We start from the raw sequence: 17,956 nt of genomic DNA on the forward strand, positions 1-17,956 counted from the left end.
TCAGACCAATTCGGCCTCGCCCGCGCACTCGTCAGGACATCGTGAGCAGTTCATAGCCGTCGGCGACGAGGGCCGCGACGTCCGGACCGTGCTCTTCGCCGGCCGTTCCGAGAAGCGGGATTCCTTCCCTTCGACAGCCCGCGGTCGCGTCGAACGCGGCCGCGCAGAAGGCGCAGGCGGCGACCTCGACCCCGCCGCCCACGGCCCGGTCGAGCCCGTCGCGGAGCGGGTGGTCGGCCCGCGTCGCCAGCTCTTCCGGCCATCGGGTCGCCTCCCCGTCGAGAAACACCCGTACGTCGTGGCCGCCGTCGGCGAGCCGGAGCGCGTACTCAACCCCGTTGAGCGCGCTCCCGGTCCTGTCCGGGCCCGCGCTGAGCAACACCGCGTACTTTCCCATACGGACTGGCGGTGGGAGCCGATATAAACGCTATCGGGGGACCCGGTTACGTCGTTACTCTGCGGTTACCGGACAGAAGCGCCGACTGGAACTGGGCATTCGGATAACCGATTACCGGTCAGTCGTCGGCGGCCGAGGCCGTGCCGTCGGAGTCTCCTCCGATCCCCGTCGACTCCGTCCGGTCGTGGGTCCGGAACGTGGCGAGCGACTCTCGGAGGCGGGTCGTCCGCTCTGCTAGGCCCTCCACCTTCTCGGAGACACGGTCCGAGGAGACGGCCTGTTCTTCCGCCGCAGCCGCGACCGACGAGGCGTTCGTCGAGGTCCGCTGGCTGATCTCGGCGACGTCGTCGACCGATGTCGTTACGTCGTTGACCGCGCGGGCCTGCTCGTCCATCGCGTCGGATATCTCTTTGACACCGTCGTCCGCCTCGGTGATGCGGTCATCGATGTCGGCGAGCGCGGCCTCCGCAGCCTCCACGGTGTCGACGCCCGCGTCGATCCGCTCGCGAATCGCCGTCATCTCCGTCACACTCTCGTCGGTCCGGTCTTCGAGCTCCGCGATGAGCGACTCGACCTCAGCGGCGGCCTCGCTCGTCTCCTCGGCGAGGCTCTTCACCTCGTCGGCGACGACGCCGAACCCGGAGCCCGCCTCGCCGGCCCGCGCCGCCTCGATCGAGGCGTTCAGCGCCAGCAGGTTCGTCTGGTCGGCGATCTCGGTGATCGTGTCGACGATGACGCCGATACGCTCCATCCCGGCTTCGAGCTGACTGACTGCCTCCGTCGCGGACCGAGAGCGCTCTTCAACGGCGTGGAGCTCCTCGACGGCGCGCCGCGTCGCCGCCCGCCCCTCGTCGCTGAGCTCGGTCGCCCGCTCGGAGGTCGCCGCGACCTGTTCAGCCGAGACGGCGACCTCCTCGGTCGTCGAGGACATCGTCTCCATCTCGCCGGCGACCTCGACGAGCCGGTCGTTCTGTTTCTCCGCGCCGGCGGAGATCTCGTCTATCGACCCGCTCGTCTCCCGGGCGGCCGCGGCGACCTCCTCCGCGCTCGTCGTCATCGCGTCGCTCGCGTCCGCCACTTCGTCGGCGAAGCGGCGCACGTCGGAGACAGTAGTCTCGAGCTCCGACAGCGCTTCATTGTATGCGTCCGCGATCTCGCGGAGCGCCTCCGGGTCGTCGCGTTCGACCGAGAGCCGAGCGGTAAGGTCGCCATCTGCGGCCTCTCCCATCGTTCCCGCGAAGGCCTCGGCGCGCGTCTCGAGCGTGTCCGCAAATCGTTCCGTCTCGCGTTTGGCCTCGCGGGCGCGCTCCCGCTCTGCCTCCACGTCCTCGATGCGACCCTTGAGCGCGCTCCGCATCGCGTCGAACGACTCGTAAAGCCGGCCGATCTCGTCGTTCGTCTTCGGCTCGAGGTCGACATCGAGATCGCCGTCTTCCAGTGCTTCCGCCCGTCGGCCGAGTTCGTCGAGTTCACGGATCGTCGGACGTGCGAGTCCCACCCCGACGGCCCCGAGGCCGACGATCGCGACGCCGATAATCAACAGAATGTTTCGCGTCACGGCAGCGTGGGCGGCCGGATCGACGACCCCGGCCGTCTGTCGGATAGTGAAGAGGCCCGTCACCGCGATCGCGGCGATGACGAAGGCGATCGAGAGTCCGAATTTGACGAGCCGATTCTGTTCCACCACTGCGGGGACGAGTCGACTTCGAACCCTTTCGCGGCGGCTTCGATCGGACGTCACGCTCTCCACCTCCAGCGACGGCCAAGCGGGACGCAGACCGTGATCTGTCGCGAATCCATGTGAGCGACTGTGACGGTCTCCGATTTAATTCGTCGGTACCGATTATCACGCACGGCTCTCACGGGTAACGCGGACGTAACAGGGTTTCTCTCGGCTCACGTCGGTGTTCTTCGCCCTCCGTCGCTCCCCACGTCTGCCCGAATCGCGCGCCCTCACGACCGAGGTTTATCCGTCGCGGCCGACGAGCGAGAATCGCATGATCGTGTTACACGCAGTCTTTCCGCTCGATCCCGAGAAGCGCGACGAGGCGCTCGATCTGATCGCCGACCTCGCTGAGAAATCCCGCGCCGAGCCGGGGATGATCGACTACCGGCCGGCGACGGACGTGGACGATCCGAACGTGGTCCGGTTCTTCGAGCAATACGAGGACGAGGCCGCGTTCGAGGCGCACTCGCAGACCGAACACTTCCAGGAGTTCGAGGCGGCGCTACCCGGCCTGCTCGCCGGCGAGCCGGAAGTCACCCGGTTTGAAGTCGACTCGGCAGCCGAAATGGATCTCTAAGCGGGGGTTGTGAGTCCGGCGGCTTCGACGCGACTTACTGCTCCGCGGGGGAGTCCGTCCGTTCGTCGATCTCGTTGGCCTGACTGATCGCGTCGATCACGTCCCTGGCGATGTGGTCGAGGTCGTCCGCGTACGCCTGTGTCGTCTCGCTCACCTCGTCGACATTCTCGGAGGTTCGAACCGCGCTGTCGGCGATTCCGTCGAGATCGTCGACCGCGTCCGTAATCGACGCTGCGGCAGTGTCAGTGCGCACGTCAACCGTCTCGATCTGGTCTATCGTCTCGTCCGCGGTCGAACGCACCTCCTCGACGGTCGCCTCGATCTCCGTCGCGCGCTCCTGAGCCTGTTCGGCGAGGTCCTTGACTTCGTCCGCGACGACGGCGAAGCCCGAGCCCGCCTCGCCGACGCGGGCGGCCTCGATAGAGGCGTTCAACGCGAGCATGTTCGTCTGGTCGGCGATCTCGTTCAGCATCGCGACGATGTCGTCGATCTCGGTGACCGTCTCGCGGAGCGACTCCAGTTTCTCCTCGGCCGCGGCCGCCGCGGCCTTGGCTTCGTCGACGTCGGCGTTCGCCTCACGGGCCGACCCTCGGGCCGTCTCCGCCAGCGACGCTGTGTCGGAGCTTGATTCGTTCGCCTCCGCGGCACCGCGAGACAGCGACTCGATCGCGTCGCTCGACTCGCTCAGTTCCGTCCCGATCTCCGAGAGGAGCTTCGCGTGCTCGGCCGTGAGCGTCGAGAGGGGCGCCTTCCCCTCCGAATCGGCCGTTCCGTCCGACCCTCCGCTTCCGTTGCGATCGCGTGATTGTCGACTCATGAGTGTGCTCCCGCCGAGGCGGTTAGCGTACACTTCCGCGGGGGCTATTTAATCGTGGTCCGCATATTATCAGAGACGATGTCAGACCACGATCACGACCACGACGACGGCGATATCCACGCGTGTGACTGCGGCGCGACGTTCGACACGCTCGACGAACTGAAAGACCACGCCAAGGAGAATCACCCCGACGCCTACGAAGAGAACTTCGGGGACGAAGCGTAAACCCATTCAGATCGAGTTATGAGCGGGGACGCTACCTGTCCGACCTGCGGCGACGAGACGGAAAGCAGGCTCGCGATCATCGAGCCCTCGGAACTGAAAGCGGAGCGCGAGTACTGCCTCACCTGTGAGACGTTCGTCGACGCGGACGCGCGGAAGCCAGAGTAACCTGTCGTGTCTGCGTCGCCGCGGCGCGCGCCGAGGAAGACCGGCCCATCGCCGAGCGCACCGGCACACGAGAGCCGTCCGATGTCCCCTGCGTCCGACCAGTGAAATATTATATCATCGGAGCAGTAACTAACCATAGAGAGGCGGAAACGGACTTCGGCCGCAACTGTCCGACCGCCGTTTGGGTCCGACCGGTCGAACCGACCACCAGAATCGCAAACTGGACAGTCGACACATGGGCAACGAATCAACGGACGGTGGCGAAGGCATTGAGGCGAGCGGAACCGGTGGGGACCCCGCATCGGTCGAAGAGCGATATCAAAAGGTCTTCGAGTACAACAACGACGCCGTCATGATCGTCGACTTCGAGACCGAGTCGTTCGTCGACGTCAATCCACGCGCGTGCGAACTGTTGGGGTACTCCCGCGAGGAGCTGCTCTCGATGGATCCCGAGGACATCCACCCGGACGATATCGACCGGGTTCGAGAGGAGTTCATCTCGCAGGTCAAAAGCGAGGGAACCGGCTTCACAGACGATCTCACGTGTCTGACGAAGGACGGAGAGAAGGTCCCCACCGAAGTCTCCGGGGCGGCCTTGGAGTCGACGGCGGGTGCGGCGGACGCCGAACCGAGACGGATGATCGCGATGCTCCGAGACATCTCGGGACGCGTTCAAACCCGGCGCCGGCTGGAGCAGAAGGTCGAACGGCTCGACCGGTTCGCCGGTATCGTTTCACACGACCTCCAAAACCCCCTTTCAATCATTCAAGGGCACGCGGAACTCGCCAGACAGACCGGCGACTCAGAACATTTCGACGCGGTCGAGGACGCCGCCGACCGCATGGAAGAGATGCTGTCGGAGCTCCTCCAGCTCACCCGAGAAGGCGATCTGATTCACGAGCGGGAGGATGTCGATTTAGACGCGATCGCGCGTAACGTCTGGGCCGACTGTGACATGGCGCCGGCAAGCCTCGAGGTCGAATCGTCGACGACGCTCCGGGCCGACCGAGACCGCCTTCACGAACTGCTCGTGAACCTCTTCGAGAACGCCCGCGACCACGGCGGACCGTCGGTGACCGTTCGGGTCGGTGTACTCGACGGGCCGGAACTGAACGGCTTCTACGTCGCGGACGACGGGGCGGGAGTCCCGACTGACGACGAGGACGACGTCTTCGAATGGGGTCACACGACGACGGGGGACGGAACCGGGTTCGGGCTGGCCATCGTCGCCGAAATCGCGGAGGCACACGGCTGGGAGATCGGCGTCGAGGAGTCTGCGGACGGCGGCGCAAGGTTCGAGATCGACGGGATCGACCGCTAATGCGAGAGCTCGCACGGCTCGACGCGGACCGGCGAGGCCGTCAACGACGTGGCCGGCGCCATTCACGCGCTTCCGATGCCGAGCAAGGTGGCCGAGACGGCATCCAAGAACGCGGCCCGGGAACCGCTTCCAGTGACTGGTCGGCCATGGACTCAGAGACAGCGCCACAAAAACCGAGCGGGTGCCGACGGTGAGCGACGCCGACGCGTCGAGTCGAGCCGCTCGGTTCGTCGACATCGGGCGGCGGCTCCGCTCGAGTCTCGACGACCTCCTCTCACAGGAGTTCTCGTATTCCTCGGGGCACCTCGCCGCGATCTTACACGGGTGTCTGTTTGCGCCGTCGATCCTGACTTTCTGGTTCGTCAACGGCGTGCTCGACTTCTCGACCGCGGCCGCCGTCGGCGCAGTCGCTACGACGGCCGGACTCCAGATTCGTCTCTTCGCGTACGTGCTTCTCGTGCCGGTGTTCTTGCTTACGAGACTGACCGTTCACCTCGCTCATCCCGTCCATCGGGCACAGGTGCTTTCGGGATCGTGTCCGACAACGGAGCTGATGAGTCTCGACTGGGTCAGTCTGGGTATCCTCGCGACTGGGCTTCCACTCGCGATTCAGAACTTCGGGCCGTGGGTCGGGATGAACGCCGTCCTCCTCGTCGGGATTTTCGTGCTTCCGCGCGTACTGTCGCCGCGGTACCGCTCAGCCGCCAAACTCCTCGCGATCGCCGCCGGCGGGGCCGTGTTCATTTACGCGACTTACGGGGGCGCGATCTCCTTCCTCCCGGCCCCGGCATCGGTCCTCGGCCCCGTCGCGACGGTGTCGCTCACGGACGTGACCACTGAATGGCTGCTCCGGCTCGCTAACAGCATCGCGTTCGGCCCGCCGCTGGTCGCCGCGTTCGGCGTCGCGATGAACCACATTCTGACCCGGCCGGAGCTCCGCGACCTGCCGGTCATCCGGCGGACGCTGCCACACCGCGACTCGGACCAGGTTGTCGCCGCAAGCGCGGCATTCGGGACGACGTTCTATCTTATAATCGTCGCGGCCGCGACCGGTGAGGTTGTTTTACTTCCCTGAACCAGAGTCCTCCGGAAGCCCCGTACTGGCGGGAACGGCGGGAGGCGAATTAGAAACCTCCTCGGGGCGGTACGCCGCTGAAAACGACTTTTGTTCGGCCATTCGGCACATACAAATGATATACCGCGTGTGGATAATGGAACCGAACAGCCGCCGCACACTTAATTTACTGCGGCGCGCCGGATGACGTCATGAGTAGAGACTCGACTTCGACCGGGGCGGCAGGCGACACGAATTGGTACAAAGCGCTCGACCCGGACGAGCTGCCGGAGGGACGGGTGAAGGCGGTGAGCTGCGGCGACACGACAGTCGCGATGACGCACCAGAATGGTGAGTACGCCGCGCTCGACAATCGCTGTCCCCACCAAGGTGGGCCGTTGGGCGAAGGATCTATCGAGACTGGACTGCTCCGCTGTCCGTGGCACGGCTGGGACTTCGACCCGCTGACGGGGAAAACACCCGGATCCCACGACGACTGTGTCGAGACGTTCCCGGTAGAAGTGCGCGACGATGGGATCTACGTCGGATTCCCCGAAGAGGAGCCGCACGAGCGGACGGTGTCGGACGTGATCGCCGAGACGCTGGTCAACTGGGGGGTCCGGCAAGTGTGGGGGATCGTCGGACACTCGAATCTCGGGCTCGCCGACGCGCTCCGCCGCGAAGCGGCCGGGGGAAACCTCGCATATTATGGCGTCCGCCACGAGGGGGCTGCCGCGTTCGCTGCCTCCGCGTACGGGAAGCTCACCGGCCGCCCGGCGGCGTGCTTCTCCATCGCCGGCCCCGGTGCGACGAACATGCTCACCGGACTGTGGGACGCGAACGTTGACCGCTCGCCGACGATCGCGCTCACCGGACAGGTCGAGTCGCAGGTGCTCGGCACAGGGAACTTCCAGGAAGTCGATCTGGAGGCGGCCTACGGCGACGTCGCTGAGTTCGAGGCGACCGTCCTCCCCGACAGCGACCACGCCGAACTCGCGACGCGGGCGGCCAAGACCGCGATTCTTGACCGTGGAGTCTCGCATCTGGTCTTCCCCGACGAGATCCAGACCCAGTCGGCCGAGGGCGTCGATCCCGGGGACCCGGAGGGACGGATCACGGACCGCGACATCACGCCACCGGAAAGCGCGCTCGCTGACGCGACCGATCTCCTCGCGAACGCCGAGCGGCCAGTGATTGTCGTCGGTCACGGGGCCCGATTCGAGATGGACGGGATCGTCGACCTGGCCGAGCGGCTACAGTGTCCCGTGCTGACGACGTTCAAAGCGAAGGGACAGATCCCCGACTCACATCCGCTTGCGGGTGGCGTCCTTGGCCGGAGTGGGACACCTATTGCGAGCCACTTCATGAACGAGGCGGATTTACTGGCCGTCTTCGGCGCGAGCTTTTCGAACCACACCGGCATCGCGGAGTACAAGCCGACGATCCACGTCGACTACGACGCGATGACGCTCGGGAAGTTCCACAGTATCGACGTGCCGGTGTGGGGCGAGATCGGCGTCACCGTCGACGAACTCCACGAGCGACTTGACGAAATTGAGGCGGAGAGCCAGCGCGAAGAGATCACCGACCGCTGGGCAATTTGGCGTGAGGAGAAGGCCAGCCGGCGAGCGGGGATACCGGAACACGGCGTCAACTACGCCACGGCCTTCGAGGCGATGACCCGGCTCGTTCCCGACGACGCAATCATCCCCGTTGACGTGGGGAACAACACCTACGCGTTCGGCCGGTACTTCGAGCCGGAACACCAGTCCGTGCTCATGTCGGGGTACCTCGGATCGATCGGATTCGCGTTCCCAGCGGCCCTAGGCGCGTGGGCAGCCACCCAGGAGCCGGAGTCGGAGTTCAGCGGTCGTAAGGTGGTCTCGGTGTCCAGCGACGGCGGCTTCGGCCAGTACATGAGCGAGTTCACGACCGCGGTGAAGTACGATATGGACGTTACCCACGTCTTGTTGAACGACGACGAACTCGGGAAAATCAGTAAGGAGCAGCGGACCGGGGGCTGGGATGTCTGGCAGACCGACCTCGTCAACCCCGAGTTCGCGGCGTTCGCGGAGAACTGCGGGGGCCTCGGTCTCTTCGTCGACGACCCCGCCGACCTCGACGACGCACTCGAAACCGCAATCGCCCACGACGGTCCCGCGCTCGTCGAGATCCTCACCGATGCCGATCCGGTGTGAACGCCCGTCTCGATACGTAGCTGCGGTCTCCGAGACGCCTGGATTCGATAAATAAATCCACCGCTCGCGTGTTCGGCCGGTGACCGGACGCGATACGTATTAATTTTTAGTGAGAGAGTATCGGGCATGGGAACTGACACTGCTCGGGAGAGGCCCGTCCCGAACCGCGACACCGCCGTCCCCGATTCCTACGCGATCCACGTCGACGCTCGAGGCGTCGACGTGTGGCAGTATCGCGTCGATCTCGAGGAACCGGACGGCGCTTGGCGGTTCGTCGAGACGCACGACGCCCCGGACGACCTCCGGGTGTCGCTCGATCTCGCGGCCCTGACGCCTCCGTCCGAGAGCGGATACTGGGTGTACAGCAGGACCTACGACTGCGAAACCGACTGTAAATAGGGCGCGGCCGAATCGCTCAGGCCTATAGTTCGAGCGAGTAGATCCGCTTTCGGGCGTCGGCAAACGAGATTCGTGACGAAACGATTTCGGCCTCTTCGAGCTGATCGAGCGCATACCGAACGGTCCGCGGGGGGAGAAGCGTCGACTCGGCAAGGGCCGACTGCGTGCTCTCGCCCTCGTACTCGAGGGTCTTCGCGACCAGCTTGGCGCTGGGCGAGAGGTCGAGGAGTTCCGGGGGCGCCGACCGCGCCGAAATCGTGGTGTCGTCCGGCATCACAGGTGGAGATAGCCGGACGAACGTCTTAATCTTCGAGCGTTTGTGCGATCAATTCACACAGGTGAGCACCGCGACCGACGCGGTTTGTCTCACTCCGTCGACGCTGCCCACTCCAGGAGCGGTTCAAGCCGCGCCCGTAGCTCGTCACCGTCCTTAGTGAGGGCATACTCGACGCGAGGCGGGATCTCGTTATACTGGGTTCGAGAGACGAGACCAGCCTCCTCGAATTCGTCGAGTCGTTTCGAGATGGTTGAAGTACTCGCCGTCGGAAGGTGTGCTTCGATCTCCGCGAAGCGAAGCGAATCGTGCGCCCCGATGATGCTGACGAGCTGTATCGCGTATTTCTGACTCAGTGTGCTGATAACACCCGTGAGCGGACAGTAGCACGTGCCGTCAACATCACAGGCGGGAGCGTCTGCGGTGGTATCTGCCATAGCTTTGTAGCCTCCAACTTACTCCATAGCTTTGGACTCCGAAGTATAAACGCTTCCTGTTGTAAAGTAAGGGTACACGTGACTAGCGACCCCCAATACGACCTCGTGATTCTCGGCGGTGGCGCCGCAGCTTTCGCTGCGATCACCGAAGCGAGTCGACGGGACCTCACGACGGCAATGGTGAACACCGGCCTGCCTATCGGCGGGACCTGCGTGAACGTCGGCTGTGTCCCGAGTAAGCATCTGCTTGCCGTCGCTGAGAACGGTGCTGCCGCGGCAGAGAATCCCTTCGACGCCGTTCGATACCTTGAGGAGCCGACCGTCGACTGGGCCGACGCACTCGACGGCACCGACGCACTTGTCGAACGGTTCCGGCAGGAGAACTACGTCGATGTCGCCGAGCACTTCGAGACCGACATCTACGAGGGGTACGGCCAGTTAGTCGACAGCGAGGGACGCAGTCCCTCGGGCAACCGGACGCAGTCCGGTGACGACACGACTATCGAGGTCGTCGACGGCGCCGACGAGGGCGCACGCATCACCGGAAAAAAGGCGCTCGTCGCGACCGGAAGCTCACCGTGGGCACCGCCCATCGATGGCCTCGACGACGTCGACTACTACACGAGCGAGACGATTCTCGAAGAGCGCGATCTCCCCGAGAGTATCGTAATACTCGGTGGCGGCTACATCGCGCTGGAGTGGGGCCAGATCCTCCACCGTGTCGGCGTCGGCGTGACCATCCTCCAGCGCTCCGAGCACGTCCTCTCCGGGATGGAAGGACAACTCGGGCGTGAGATGCTGCGCGCGTTCGAGGAGGAAGGCATCGAGGTAATTACTGGCAACGACTTCCAGCGCGTCCGGACGCCAGCAGCCGCCGGTGGAATCAAAACGAGACAGTCGGGCGTCGCCGTCGAGACGGCCGTCGACGGCACCGAACGAACGATCACTGGCGACGCGCTGTTCGTCGCGACCGGCGTCCAGCCCAACAGCGATGGGATCGGTCTCGCATCAGTAGGGGTGGAAACGGACAACAACGGAAGGATTCACGTCGACGAGCACTTCCAGACGACGAATTCCCACATCTACGCGGCCGGCGACGTGATCGGCGAGCCTGAACTCGAGACAGTTGCTGCCAAGGAGGGCAATCACTCCGTCAGGAACGCGTTCGGTAACGAGGCCGTCAGCATCGACTATGACGCGGTTCCCGCAGTCGTCTTCACCAGCCCCGAGGTCGCTGCTGTCGGCACGACCGAACTGGAGCACACGGAGGAGCACGGGACATGTTCGTGCCGGACTGTTCAGATGGAGGATGTACCACGGGCGAAAGCCGTCAAGGACACCGATGGTCTCGTTCAAGTAGTCAAGCACCACGAGACCGACGAGATCGTCGGCGTCCACACGGTCGGCCCCCGTGCCGCCGACATGATCGTGGAAGCGACGCTGGCGGTGAAGTTCGGTCTCACCGTCGGCGACATCATCGACACCGTCCACCCGTTCCCGACGTTCAGCGAAGCGTTCAAACAGGCCTGTCAGGCGTTCCGGAGAGATACGTCGAAGATGAGCTGTTGTATCGAGTAGCGATCTCCAAAACAAACGTCGAACACACCGTTCTGAGCTGTTTGTTCTGACAGCCGGAGCGCTCGTGCGAACTCGTTTCACATCCGCCAAGACTGTTTAAAACGCTGCGATCACTCTATACCAAGATCGAATGTTGGAACTCTATCGGCTTCCCGGCTGTCCGTACTGTGCGAAGGTCGAAAACAAGCTCGACGAACTAGATCTGGAATACGAGCCGCATAACGTACTCCCCTTTCGGTTTCTCCGATTCGAGGTGAAATCGGTGAGCGGTCAGTCCGGGGTACCGGTGCTCGTCGACCCCGAACACGGAATCGAGGGGCTGGCAGAGAGCGACGACATCGTCGCCTATCTCGAGAACACGTACGCCTGAGGCGGTTTCAGCAGGCCGTCGGAAACGGTGTTCCTCCAGGCGCCGTTTTCGGACACCACTACGATGAGCGGTTCAATCGTCGCATTCGGGTAGGTAGGACAATGACCAAGCGAGGGTGGATTATTGGTCATGGGGGAGAGGAGGGAAGCGTGTGCCCCTGATTCCTCTATCAAAAACTACGATTTAACCGATATTACATATGGCGTGTAAATGCGCCACCCGCGACAGTCCGACGATTACGCATCGCGATACGCTCACAACGAGTAGAACGAACGCGGTCCATGGTCGTCCTGCCACGCAAACGCGTAGAGACGGCGGGTTTCGACGCGCCGGAGCCGGCGACCGTCGTTACTTTCGCCCGTTGTGAGTGCCCACGTCACGCCATCACCGCTGACCGAGCCGTCTTCAAGTCGGAGTTCGAATTCCGGCTGCTCGAAGGCGTGGAGGCCGTCGTCGGTCGCAAGGACAACGACAGCAGCTTCACCCACCGTTGCCTCCACGACGCCGCCGGCCGCCTCAACGATCGGACGCGGAAAGCCAAGCGCGCCGCCGTCGGCCGGCGTCACGCCGAGAACGACCGTCTTCGGGTCGAGGTCATCCCGATTCCATTCGCGCTCCGGGCCCTCGCCACGCATCCCGCGGAGGCCGAACGCCTCGCGCTCTTCGTACGTCTCGTATCCGGAGGTGTCATACCCGTTCGCGGCGGCCGATCCCTCAGACTCCGGTTGGAGTACGACCCCGTCCGGATGCGCCTCGCGGAAGGCCGCGTACGTCGTCATCGGCCCCGGCCGAACGCGGAGTCGATCGCCGGCAAGTTCGCCCGCGATACACTCGCCGGTGGACTGCTTCCACTCGGAGTCGGTCTCGCGGTCGTACAGCACGAGGTCGTCGTCGGCCAGCTTCCCCGAGACGCCGAAGGTGAGCCGGCGGCCGTCGACGGCCGCGTCGTAGACGACGCCGCTCCCGCAGATCGGGCACCAGGTGACGGCGATCGGATCGGCGTCGCCGTCGGCGGTCTCGACGGCGTCGTTGATGACCTCGTGGTAGTTGAGGATCCGAATCGGGTAGGCGCGGGCGGGCGCCCCCTTGTCGCCCGGCTCGACGACGAGTACCTCGTCGTCGGGCTCACCGAAGTACTCGTCGCCGAAGGTCGGGTCGTCGATGCTCGGGATCGCGTCCTTCGGAAGGACTGAAATCACGTTCATAACCGACTCGTTCGAGTCGTTCACTGGTCTTCCGGAGCGGAGAGGTGTTCTCGCCCCCAGTCGCGCATGGCGATGATCACGGGTTCGAGCGACCGCCCGCGGTCCGTCAGAGAATACTCCACGCGGAACGGCTTCTCGCTGACGACGGTCCGGTCGATGAACCCGTGTTCCTCGAGGTCTTCGAGGACGTCCGACTGGACCTTCCCTGAGATCCCGTCTACCTCCTCTTTGAGCGCGTTGAATCCCAGCGGTCCATTCTCCAAGAGTCGGTGAATGACGACGGGATGCCACTTCTTACCGATCAGCGTCGCGGTCGTCGTGATCGGACACCACTCGCTGCCCGCACACCACACCTCTAACGGTTCGGAATCGGTACTCATACCGGGTCCACGGTCGCCACGAAAATAAAGATACGTTTGGTAACCAGATGAGGAAACGAAACCAAGGATACCAATCGGTTACCCGGTTACCCGTCCGTTCGCGTGAGCTTTTCAATTACCTATCCATACTAAGTTACTGTAGGTAACCATGAGCGAACTCGAAATTGATGCCGACAGCACGGCCGTCCTGATCACCGACCCGCAAATCGACTTCCTGAAACCGGAGAGCGTGGTGTGGGACAAGGTCGGCGAGACCGTCGAAGAGAACGCCGTCGTCGACAAGATCCGACGACTCCGCGATGCCGCCCGCGAGGGCGACGTGCCCGTATTCTACTCGCCGCACGAGTACGAGGAGGCCGAGTACGAGAGCTGGGAACACCTGAACACCATCGATCAGATCATGTTCGACACGCGAATGTTCGACGTCGCCGGCGACGGCGCCAACTTTGTCCCGGAACTCAAACCGGACGACAACACGTTCGTCCTCTCGCCACACAAGCAGCTCTCCGGGTTCTGGAGCAACGACGCGCAGATCCAGCTCCGGCAGCGCGGCATTGATACGATCGTGCTCGCAGGGATGTGTGCGAATCTCTGCGTGGAGTCACACCTGCGCGACGCCGTCGAGAACGGTTTCGAGGTGCTGACCGTGACCGACGCCACGGCGGCCGCCGGCGAGGAGGCGCTTCAGGCGGCGCTCACGAACTACGGGTTCATCGCCCACGAGACCGCCGAGACCGACGACGTGGTCGAGCGGCTGGCGGCGGCGGAGTAGGGGCAGCGTCGTAAGAGAACTCGGCTACGCGGCGTCTTTCCACACGTTAGTCGTCGGTGGTCGACAGACATCAGACAGATGCGACTCCTCACGAGGTAGCGCGGTCGAGTCACACAACCAGTACAACTCTTTACAAACGGACAGTAATCGAACGTATGGACCGGCCGTCTCCGAACGACCGTCTCGCATTTAAATTCGAGGGCGTCGTGATAGCGGTCGTCGCGTTCGCGCTGACGCGGGGGACGGTCGCCGACCTGTTGGTGACAGAGCGGGGGTTCGCGATGGAGATGAGCGCGGTACTGGTGTTAGCGGTCGGATTCGGCGTCGTCCTGTACGGGATCAACCTCACCGTCAGCGCCCGAGACCGGACGTACACCCGGACCGTCCTCGGCTGGTTCCTCGGCGGCGCCGCTGCGGTCGGACTCGTGCTCGGACCGTTGCTGATCGCGTCGTCGTCGGGAGACGCCACCGCCACAGCTGCCGCCGTCGGGATCGTCGGCGGCGGCGCGGGACTGCTCGTCGGGGTCCGCAGCGCGGAGACGGACCGACGGCAGGCCACGGTCGACCGGCAGATCGAGCAGGCGCGGCTCCTCAATCGGATCCTCAGACACGAGGTCCGCAACTCCGTCACGATCCTCCGGGGCCACTCGGAGATCCTGTTCGAGAAGCGCGAAGGGACCGCCGATCGGAGCAAGACGGCGATCACCGACGCGATCGCGCGGATCGAACGGGCGGTAGACGAGACGCGCTTTCTCACGGTCGGCACCGTCGACGGCGGCAGCGGGCTAGAGCCGATACGGCTCGACGAAGCGATCCGGAGGCATGCGGAGCGCACCGATCGAGACGCGTCGGCGGTGGCGGTTCCGTCGGTGACGATCAGAGCGGACCGATACGTTGACCGGCTGCTCGACGAACTCGTCGCACTCCCTGACTGGGCGGACACCGGCGCCGATCCCCTCGCCGTCGACGTCGGGGACCGATACGTCGAACTGTCCGTCACGGCCCCCGGAGCGTGGCTCAGCGCTCGCGAGCGCGACGTGCTCGTCGAGGGGATTCCCGAACAGGAGCGGAACGACGTGGACTACGGCGTCCCGGTCCTCCGGCTTCTTGTCGGGAGATACGGCGGAGATATCGGCGTCGACGACACCGGCGAAGCGACGAGCCTCCGGGTGCGGCTCCCGCGGACCGGTCGAACCGGCACGGCCGGCGACACGCCGGGACTCGCGAGCGGGACGCTGTGGCGGACGCTCGGCATCGGGCTGGCGGCCGGCGTCGCGATGGGCGCGTTCTTTCAGGCGACCACCGGAACGCTGCCGGTGATCGGCGCGCTGTACGGGGCGTCCGTCTCGTCGGTAGGGTGGGTCGCGCACCTGTTCCACAGCGCCGTGTTCGCGACCGTGTTCACCGTGGTCCGCTCCGAGGTGCCCGGCAGGCTGCTCGGTGAATCCCTCGGAGCCAGCGTCGCCGCGGGGGTCGGGTACGGGCTCTTCCTGTGGTTCGTCATGGCAGGGGTGGTTATGAGCCTCTGGTTGAACGTCGTGGGGATCGCGACCCCGCTCCCGAACCTCAGCCCGGCCTCTCTTGTCGGTCACCTCCTCTGGGGCGGACTCGTCGGCGCGCTCTCGGCGACGCTTCCGCCGCTTCCCGACCGGCAAGCGGTCCGGGACCGGACGCTGGCCGCCCTGCGTAACTGAGTGCTCCGAGTCGCCTCCGCCGGAAGTCGGAGCGCCTCTCAGGCGATCCCCGCGCCGCCGAGGATCAGCCGGACACCGATGACCGTCAACAGTCCGAGGACGACCCCGCGCCGGAGGCGTTCGCTCACGCGCTCGCGGAGGCGTTTTCCGACCGCGACCCCCGCGACGGCGGGGACCGCGGCGGCGACCGACGCGAGGACGAGACCGAGATCCGGGTACAGTCCGAGCGCTCCAGCAGCGCCGACTCGGAGGCCGTTGATGCCGACGAACACGAGCGCGACGACCCCGACGAACAGCCCGTGTGAGAGGTCGAAGCTCCGCACGAACGCGACGAGCTGGACTCCGACGTTTGTCGCGCCGAACAGGACGCCGGAGACGACGCCGACGACCGCCATGACGAGCGGCGTATCGGCGAACTCCCGCTCGCTCACGACAGGGAGTGACGGTAACGGGACGGCGTGCTGATTCGTCGCGACGAAGCCGAGCGAGACGAACCCGAGCAGGATCCGGAGCGGGGCTTCCGGGAGCCGGTCGAGGAGCGCCATCCCGAGGAGAGTGCCGATGAGAGCGGCGACGAGCAGCGGCGCGAATCGGGTTCCGCACGTGCGGAGCTCCTCGCGGGTGAGATCGCCGACGAGCGCGAGATTGACGGCGAACATCGGAATGATCATGAACGTGACGGCGGTCGCGGGATCGAGTGTCGCGGCGAGTACCATCGTCCCGACGACGGCGAATCCGAACCCTGCGACCCCGTTGACGGCGCCCGCGACCCCGACCACGACGGCGATCGTTGCCGCCAGTTCGACCGAGAGCGCGAGCGTCATACGCCTGAGATGACGCGGTTATTCATAAATAACCGCTGACTGTGTAGTGCCATGACACAGGCGCGAGGTCGGCCGTGTTCCGACGGCGGCGCTCGGGTGGTCGGACGCGTGATGTGGTGTGTGCAATCACTCCGCACGATCGGCCGAGGCTCATACCCGTCGGCCGTCGTTATTCAAGTATGCTCCAAACCGGACAGACGGCGCCGACGTTCGAACTCCCGGGTGCGGGCGGCGGACGGATCGACACGCATGGCCTCGCCGAGTACGCCGATAACGGGTGGGCGGTCGTGGTGGTGTTTTACCCGTTCGACTTCCACCCGGTGTGTACCAGCCAGATGTGTACGCTGCGGGACAGCGAGGCGCTGTCGCTGCTGGAGAACACCGTCGTCCTCGGGATCTCCACCGACAGCGTCTACAGTCACCGTGCGTTCGCCGAACAGCATCGCATCGACTTCCCGCTGCTCTCAGACAGCGACGGCCGTGTCGCCGAGGCGTACGGCGTGCGCGCCGACGCGATCGACGACCACCGCGGGGTCGCGCGTTCGGCGGTCTTCGTGGTCGATCCGGACCGCACCGTCCAGTACGCGTGGCGAAGCGAGGAGACCGACGACGAACCGGATCTTGAAGCCGTCGAACACGCCGCGCGGTGTCACGGTGACGAGTGCGAACTGCCGGACGGGAAGTCGTACCTGTGAGCGCAACTGCTGACAGCCATTACCGACCAGTAACTCGGTTACCCGTCCGTTCGCGCGTCTTTATCCGATAGTCTCGCATCTGGGTTACTAGAGGTAACCTGCGTCGGCTCGCCGGCGCGTATTACACATCATGGTAAGCATACTCACCGGACTGATCGCTGGACTGATCGCGACCGTCGTCATGACGATGTTCATGATGACGATGGGAGACGACTCGCCGCCGCCGACTGCTGCCCTCTGGGCGAAGTACGTCGGCGACGAGGGGCCCGAGGCGTACATGAAACAGGGCATGCTGCTCCACATGCTGTACGGGGTCGGCGCGGGGGCCGCCTTCGCGGTCGGTGCGACCGCACTCGGGCTCGCTGTCGGCACCGGAGCCCTCGTCGGGAGCGTCCTGTGGGGGCTCGCCTTCGGGCTCGTCCTGATGGTCGGCGGAATGATGTTCTGGATGCGAATCGTCCTCGCAATGGAACCCGACCCGAAGACGATGGCTGCGTTCGGCTTCTTCCACGTCGTCTACGGCGTCGTACTGGGCGCGGGAATCGCGCTACTCCCGGTGTAAGACGTGGGCACGAACACGAACGCGGACGGTCCTCGCCCGGGATGCCTGCGCGACGACCGCCCGGTCCGCAGCTGTACCGCGGCGGCCGGATCGGCGGTCGGTCGCGGAATAGAAGCGACCGTTCGACGCGCCGCGTTCTGGACGGCGATCGCGTTTCCGACGGCGTACGTCGTCGGAGCGGTCGATCCCGTCGCGGCGGCGCTGCCGGTCGGCTGGCTCCCGCTCGCGATCGCGACGCATCTGCTGTTGCTGTGGGTCGGACACGGCGCTCACCATCCGGAGTAAG

General features: G+C 64.9%; 22 protein-coding genes. 14 read left to right on the forward strand and 8 right to left on the reverse strand.

Going from position 1 to position 17,956, the window contains the following annotated elements; genetic code table 11:
* Positions 1-31: 31 nt before the first annotated feature.
* Together BM286_RS13445 and BM286_RS13450 are read right to left on the reverse strand one after the other, a co-directional pair.
* Positions 32-397, reverse strand: a complete 366-nt coding sequence (locus BM286_RS13445) for a DsrE family protein (protein WP_092923454.1) — start codon at positions 395-397, stop codon at positions 32-34.
* A gap of 118 nt (positions 398-515) precedes the next feature.
* On the reverse strand, positions 516-2,081 hold the full coding sequence (locus BM286_RS13450) for a methyl-accepting chemotaxis protein (protein ID WP_245779361.1): 1,566 nt from the start codon (positions 2,079-2,081) through the stop codon (positions 516-518).
* 313 nt (positions 2,082-2,394) lie between these two features.
* Here BM286_RS13450 and BM286_RS13455 point away from each other — a divergent pair, with 313 nt between their 5' ends.
* Positions 2,395-2,700, forward strand: coding sequence for a putative quinol monooxygenase (locus tag BM286_RS13455; RefSeq protein WP_092923460.1), 306 nt, complete (start codon positions 2,395-2,397; stop codon positions 2,698-2,700).
* A gap of 34 nt (positions 2,701-2,734) precedes the next feature.
* Here the strand turns inward: BM286_RS13455 and BM286_RS13460 are convergent, their stop codons facing one another.
* Positions 2,735-3,517, reverse strand: a complete 783-nt coding sequence (locus BM286_RS13460; protein WP_241989492.1) for a methyl-accepting chemotaxis protein — start codon at positions 3,515-3,517, stop codon at positions 2,735-2,737.
* Positions 3,518-3,595: 78 nt separating this feature from the next.
* On the opposite strand from BM286_RS13460, the gene BM286_RS15680 reads away from it, so the two are divergent.
* From BM286_RS15680 to BM286_RS13480, 6 genes are all read left to right on the forward strand, one after another.
* Positions 3,596-3,742, forward strand: a complete 147-nt coding sequence (locus tag BM286_RS15680; protein ID WP_158293594.1) for a hypothetical protein — start codon at positions 3,596-3,598, stop codon at positions 3,740-3,742.
* Positions 3,743-3,760: 18 nt separating this feature from the next.
* On the forward strand, positions 3,761-3,907 hold the full coding sequence (locus tag BM286_RS15685; RefSeq protein WP_158293488.1) for a hypothetical protein: 147 nt from the start codon (positions 3,761-3,763) through the stop codon (positions 3,905-3,907).
* A gap of 235 nt (positions 3,908-4,142) precedes the next feature.
* Entirely contained in the window at positions 4,143-5,228 is a 1,086-nt protein-coding gene (locus BM286_RS13465) for a PAS domain S-box protein (protein WP_092923463.1), read from the forward strand.
* A gap of 190 nt (positions 5,229-5,418) precedes the next feature.
* Positions 5,419-6,303, forward strand: coding sequence for a hypothetical protein (locus BM286_RS13470; RefSeq protein WP_092923853.1), 885 nt, complete (start codon positions 5,419-5,421; stop codon positions 6,301-6,303).
* Positions 6,304-6,494: 191 nt separating this feature from the next.
* Complete coding sequence (locus tag BM286_RS13475) at positions 6,495-8,480, forward strand: thiamine pyrophosphate-binding protein (RefSeq protein WP_092923466.1); 1,986 nt, start codon at positions 6,495-6,497, stop codon at positions 8,478-8,480.
* 126 nt (positions 8,481-8,606) lie between these two features.
* Entirely contained in the window at positions 8,607-8,879 is a 273-nt protein-coding gene (locus BM286_RS13480; RefSeq protein ID WP_092923469.1) for a hypothetical protein, read from the forward strand.
* A 22-nt stretch (positions 8,880-8,901) separates the two neighbouring features.
* On the opposite strand, the gene BM286_RS13485 is transcribed toward BM286_RS13480, so the two are convergent.
* Positions 8,902-9,153, reverse strand: coding sequence for a MarR family winged helix-turn-helix transcriptional regulator (locus tag BM286_RS13485; RefSeq protein WP_092923472.1), 252 nt, complete (start codon positions 9,151-9,153; stop codon positions 8,902-8,904).
* Positions 9,154-9,245: 92 nt separating this feature from the next.
* Positions 9,246-9,590, reverse strand: coding sequence for a winged helix-turn-helix transcriptional regulator (locus BM286_RS13490; RefSeq protein WP_092923475.1), 345 nt, complete (start codon positions 9,588-9,590; stop codon positions 9,246-9,248).
* A gap of 78 nt (positions 9,591-9,668) precedes the next feature.
* On the opposite strand from BM286_RS13490, the gene merA reads away from it, so the two are divergent.
* Both merA and BM286_RS13500 read left to right on the forward strand, forming a co-directional pair.
* Positions 9,669-11,168 (forward strand): mercury(II) reductase, encoded by a 1,500-nt coding sequence (merA, locus tag BM286_RS13495; RefSeq protein WP_092923478.1) that lies wholly within the window; start codon positions 9,669-9,671, stop codon positions 11,166-11,168.
* Between the two features lie 130 nt (positions 11,169-11,298).
* On the forward strand, positions 11,299-11,538 hold the full coding sequence (locus BM286_RS13500) for a glutathione S-transferase N-terminal domain-containing protein (RefSeq protein ID WP_092923481.1): 240 nt from the start codon (positions 11,299-11,301) through the stop codon (positions 11,536-11,538).
* Between the two features lie 254 nt (positions 11,539-11,792).
* Here the strand turns inward: BM286_RS13500 and BM286_RS13505 are convergent, their stop codons facing one another.
* A complete protein-coding gene (locus BM286_RS13505; RefSeq protein WP_321166304.1) occupies positions 11,793-12,767 on the reverse strand; it encodes a DUF3179 domain-containing (seleno)protein in 975 nt (324 codons plus the stop codon).
* Entirely contained in the window at positions 12,764-13,123 is a 360-nt protein-coding gene (locus BM286_RS13510; protein WP_092923483.1) for a winged helix-turn-helix transcriptional regulator, read from the reverse strand. The genes BM286_RS13505 and BM286_RS13510 overlap by 4 nt, the downstream gene beginning before the upstream one ends.
* A 148-nt stretch (positions 13,124-13,271) precedes the next feature.
* On the opposite strand from BM286_RS13510, the gene BM286_RS13515 reads away from it, so the two are divergent.
* Together BM286_RS13515 and BM286_RS13520 are read left to right on the forward strand one after the other, a co-directional pair.
* Positions 13,272-13,895 (forward strand): cysteine hydrolase family protein, encoded by a 624-nt coding sequence (locus tag BM286_RS13515; protein ID WP_092923486.1) that lies wholly within the window; start codon positions 13,272-13,274, stop codon positions 13,893-13,895.
* Positions 13,896-14,050: 155 nt separating this feature from the next.
* A complete protein-coding gene (locus tag BM286_RS13520) occupies positions 14,051-15,589 on the forward strand; it encodes an ATP-binding protein (protein WP_092923490.1) in 1,539 nt (512 codons plus the stop codon).
* Between the two features lie 38 nt (positions 15,590-15,627).
* Here the strand turns inward: BM286_RS13520 and BM286_RS13525 are convergent, their stop codons facing one another.
* Entirely contained in the window at positions 15,628-16,413 is a 786-nt protein-coding gene (locus BM286_RS13525; RefSeq protein WP_092923494.1) for a TSUP family transporter, read from the reverse strand.
* 179 nt (positions 16,414-16,592) lie between these two features.
* On the opposite strand from BM286_RS13525, the gene BM286_RS13530 reads away from it, so the two are divergent.
* From BM286_RS13530 to BM286_RS13540, 3 genes are all read left to right on the forward strand, one after another.
* Complete coding sequence (locus BM286_RS13530) at positions 16,593-17,108, forward strand: redoxin domain-containing protein (RefSeq protein WP_092923497.1); 516 nt, start codon at positions 16,593-16,595, stop codon at positions 17,106-17,108.
* Positions 17,109-17,238: 130 nt separating this feature from the next.
* On the forward strand, positions 17,239-17,670 hold the full coding sequence (locus BM286_RS13535; RefSeq protein WP_167603411.1) for a hypothetical protein: 432 nt from the start codon (positions 17,239-17,241) through the stop codon (positions 17,668-17,670).
* Between the two features lie 3 nt (positions 17,671-17,673).
* The gene (locus BM286_RS13540; protein ID WP_092923499.1) at positions 17,674-17,955 is read left to right on the forward strand and encodes a hypothetical protein; all 282 of its coding nucleotides are present in this window, start codon (positions 17,674-17,676) and stop codon (positions 17,953-17,955) included.
* The last annotated feature ends 1 nt before the right edge of the window (position 17,956 follow it).

Origin of the sequence: Halorubrum sodomense (assembly GCF_900111935.1) — an archaeon.
GTDB lineage: Archaea > Halobacteriota > Halobacteria > Halobacteriales > Haloferacaceae > Halorubrum > Halorubrum sodomense.

Coding starts and splice junctions, on each gene's coding strand:
- BM286_RS13500 (WP_092923481.1), top strand. CDS start 11,299: ATGTTGGAACTCTATCGGCTTCCCGGCTGTCCGTACTGTGCGAAGGTC.
- BM286_RS13445 (WP_092923454.1), bottom strand. CDS start 397: ATGGGAAAGTACGCGGTGTTGCTCAGCGCGGGCCCGGACAGGACCGGG.
- BM286_RS13535 (WP_167603411.1), top strand. CDS start 17,239: ATGGTAAGCATACTCACCGGACTGATCGCTGGACTGATCGCGACCGTC.
- BM286_RS13455 (WP_092923460.1), top strand. CDS start 2,395: ATGATCGTGTTACACGCAGTCTTTCCGCTCGATCCCGAGAAGCGCGAC.
- BM286_RS13490 (WP_092923475.1), bottom strand. CDS start 9,590: ATGGCAGATACCACCGCAGACGCTCCCGCCTGTGATGTTGACGGCACG.
- BM286_RS13485 (WP_092923472.1), bottom strand. CDS start 9,153: ATGCCGGACGACACCACGATTTCGGCGCGGTCGGCGCCCCCGGAACTC.
- BM286_RS15680 (WP_158293594.1), top strand. CDS start 3,596: ATGTCAGACCACGATCACGACCACGACGACGGCGATATCCACGCGTGT.
- BM286_RS13460 (WP_241989492.1), bottom strand. CDS start 3,517: ATGAGTCGACAATCACGCGATCGCAACGGAAGCGGAGGGTCGGACGGA.
- BM286_RS13530 (WP_092923497.1), top strand. CDS start 16,593: ATGCTCCAAACCGGACAGACGGCGCCGACGTTCGAACTCCCGGGTGCG.
- BM286_RS13465 (WP_092923463.1), top strand. CDS start 4,143: ATGGGCAACGAATCAACGGACGGTGGCGAAGGCATTGAGGCGAGCGGA.
- BM286_RS15685 (WP_158293488.1), top strand. CDS start 3,761: ATGAGCGGGGACGCTACCTGTCCGACCTGCGGCGACGAGACGGAAAGC.
- BM286_RS13480 (WP_092923469.1), top strand. CDS start 8,607: ATGGGAACTGACACTGCTCGGGAGAGGCCCGTCCCGAACCGCGACACC.
- BM286_RS13515 (WP_092923486.1), top strand. CDS start 13,272: ATGAGCGAACTCGAAATTGATGCCGACAGCACGGCCGTCCTGATCACC.
- BM286_RS13525 (WP_092923494.1), bottom strand. CDS start 16,413: ATGACGCTCGCGCTCTCGGTCGAACTGGCGGCAACGATCGCCGTCGTG.
- BM286_RS13475 (WP_092923466.1), top strand. CDS start 6,495: ATGAGTAGAGACTCGACTTCGACCGGGGCGGCAGGCGACACGAATTGG.
- BM286_RS13520 (WP_092923490.1), top strand. CDS start 14,051: ATGGACCGGCCGTCTCCGAACGACCGTCTCGCATTTAAATTCGAGGGC.
- BM286_RS13510 (WP_092923483.1), bottom strand. CDS start 13,123: ATGAGTACCGATTCCGAACCGTTAGAGGTGTGGTGTGCGGGCAGCGAG.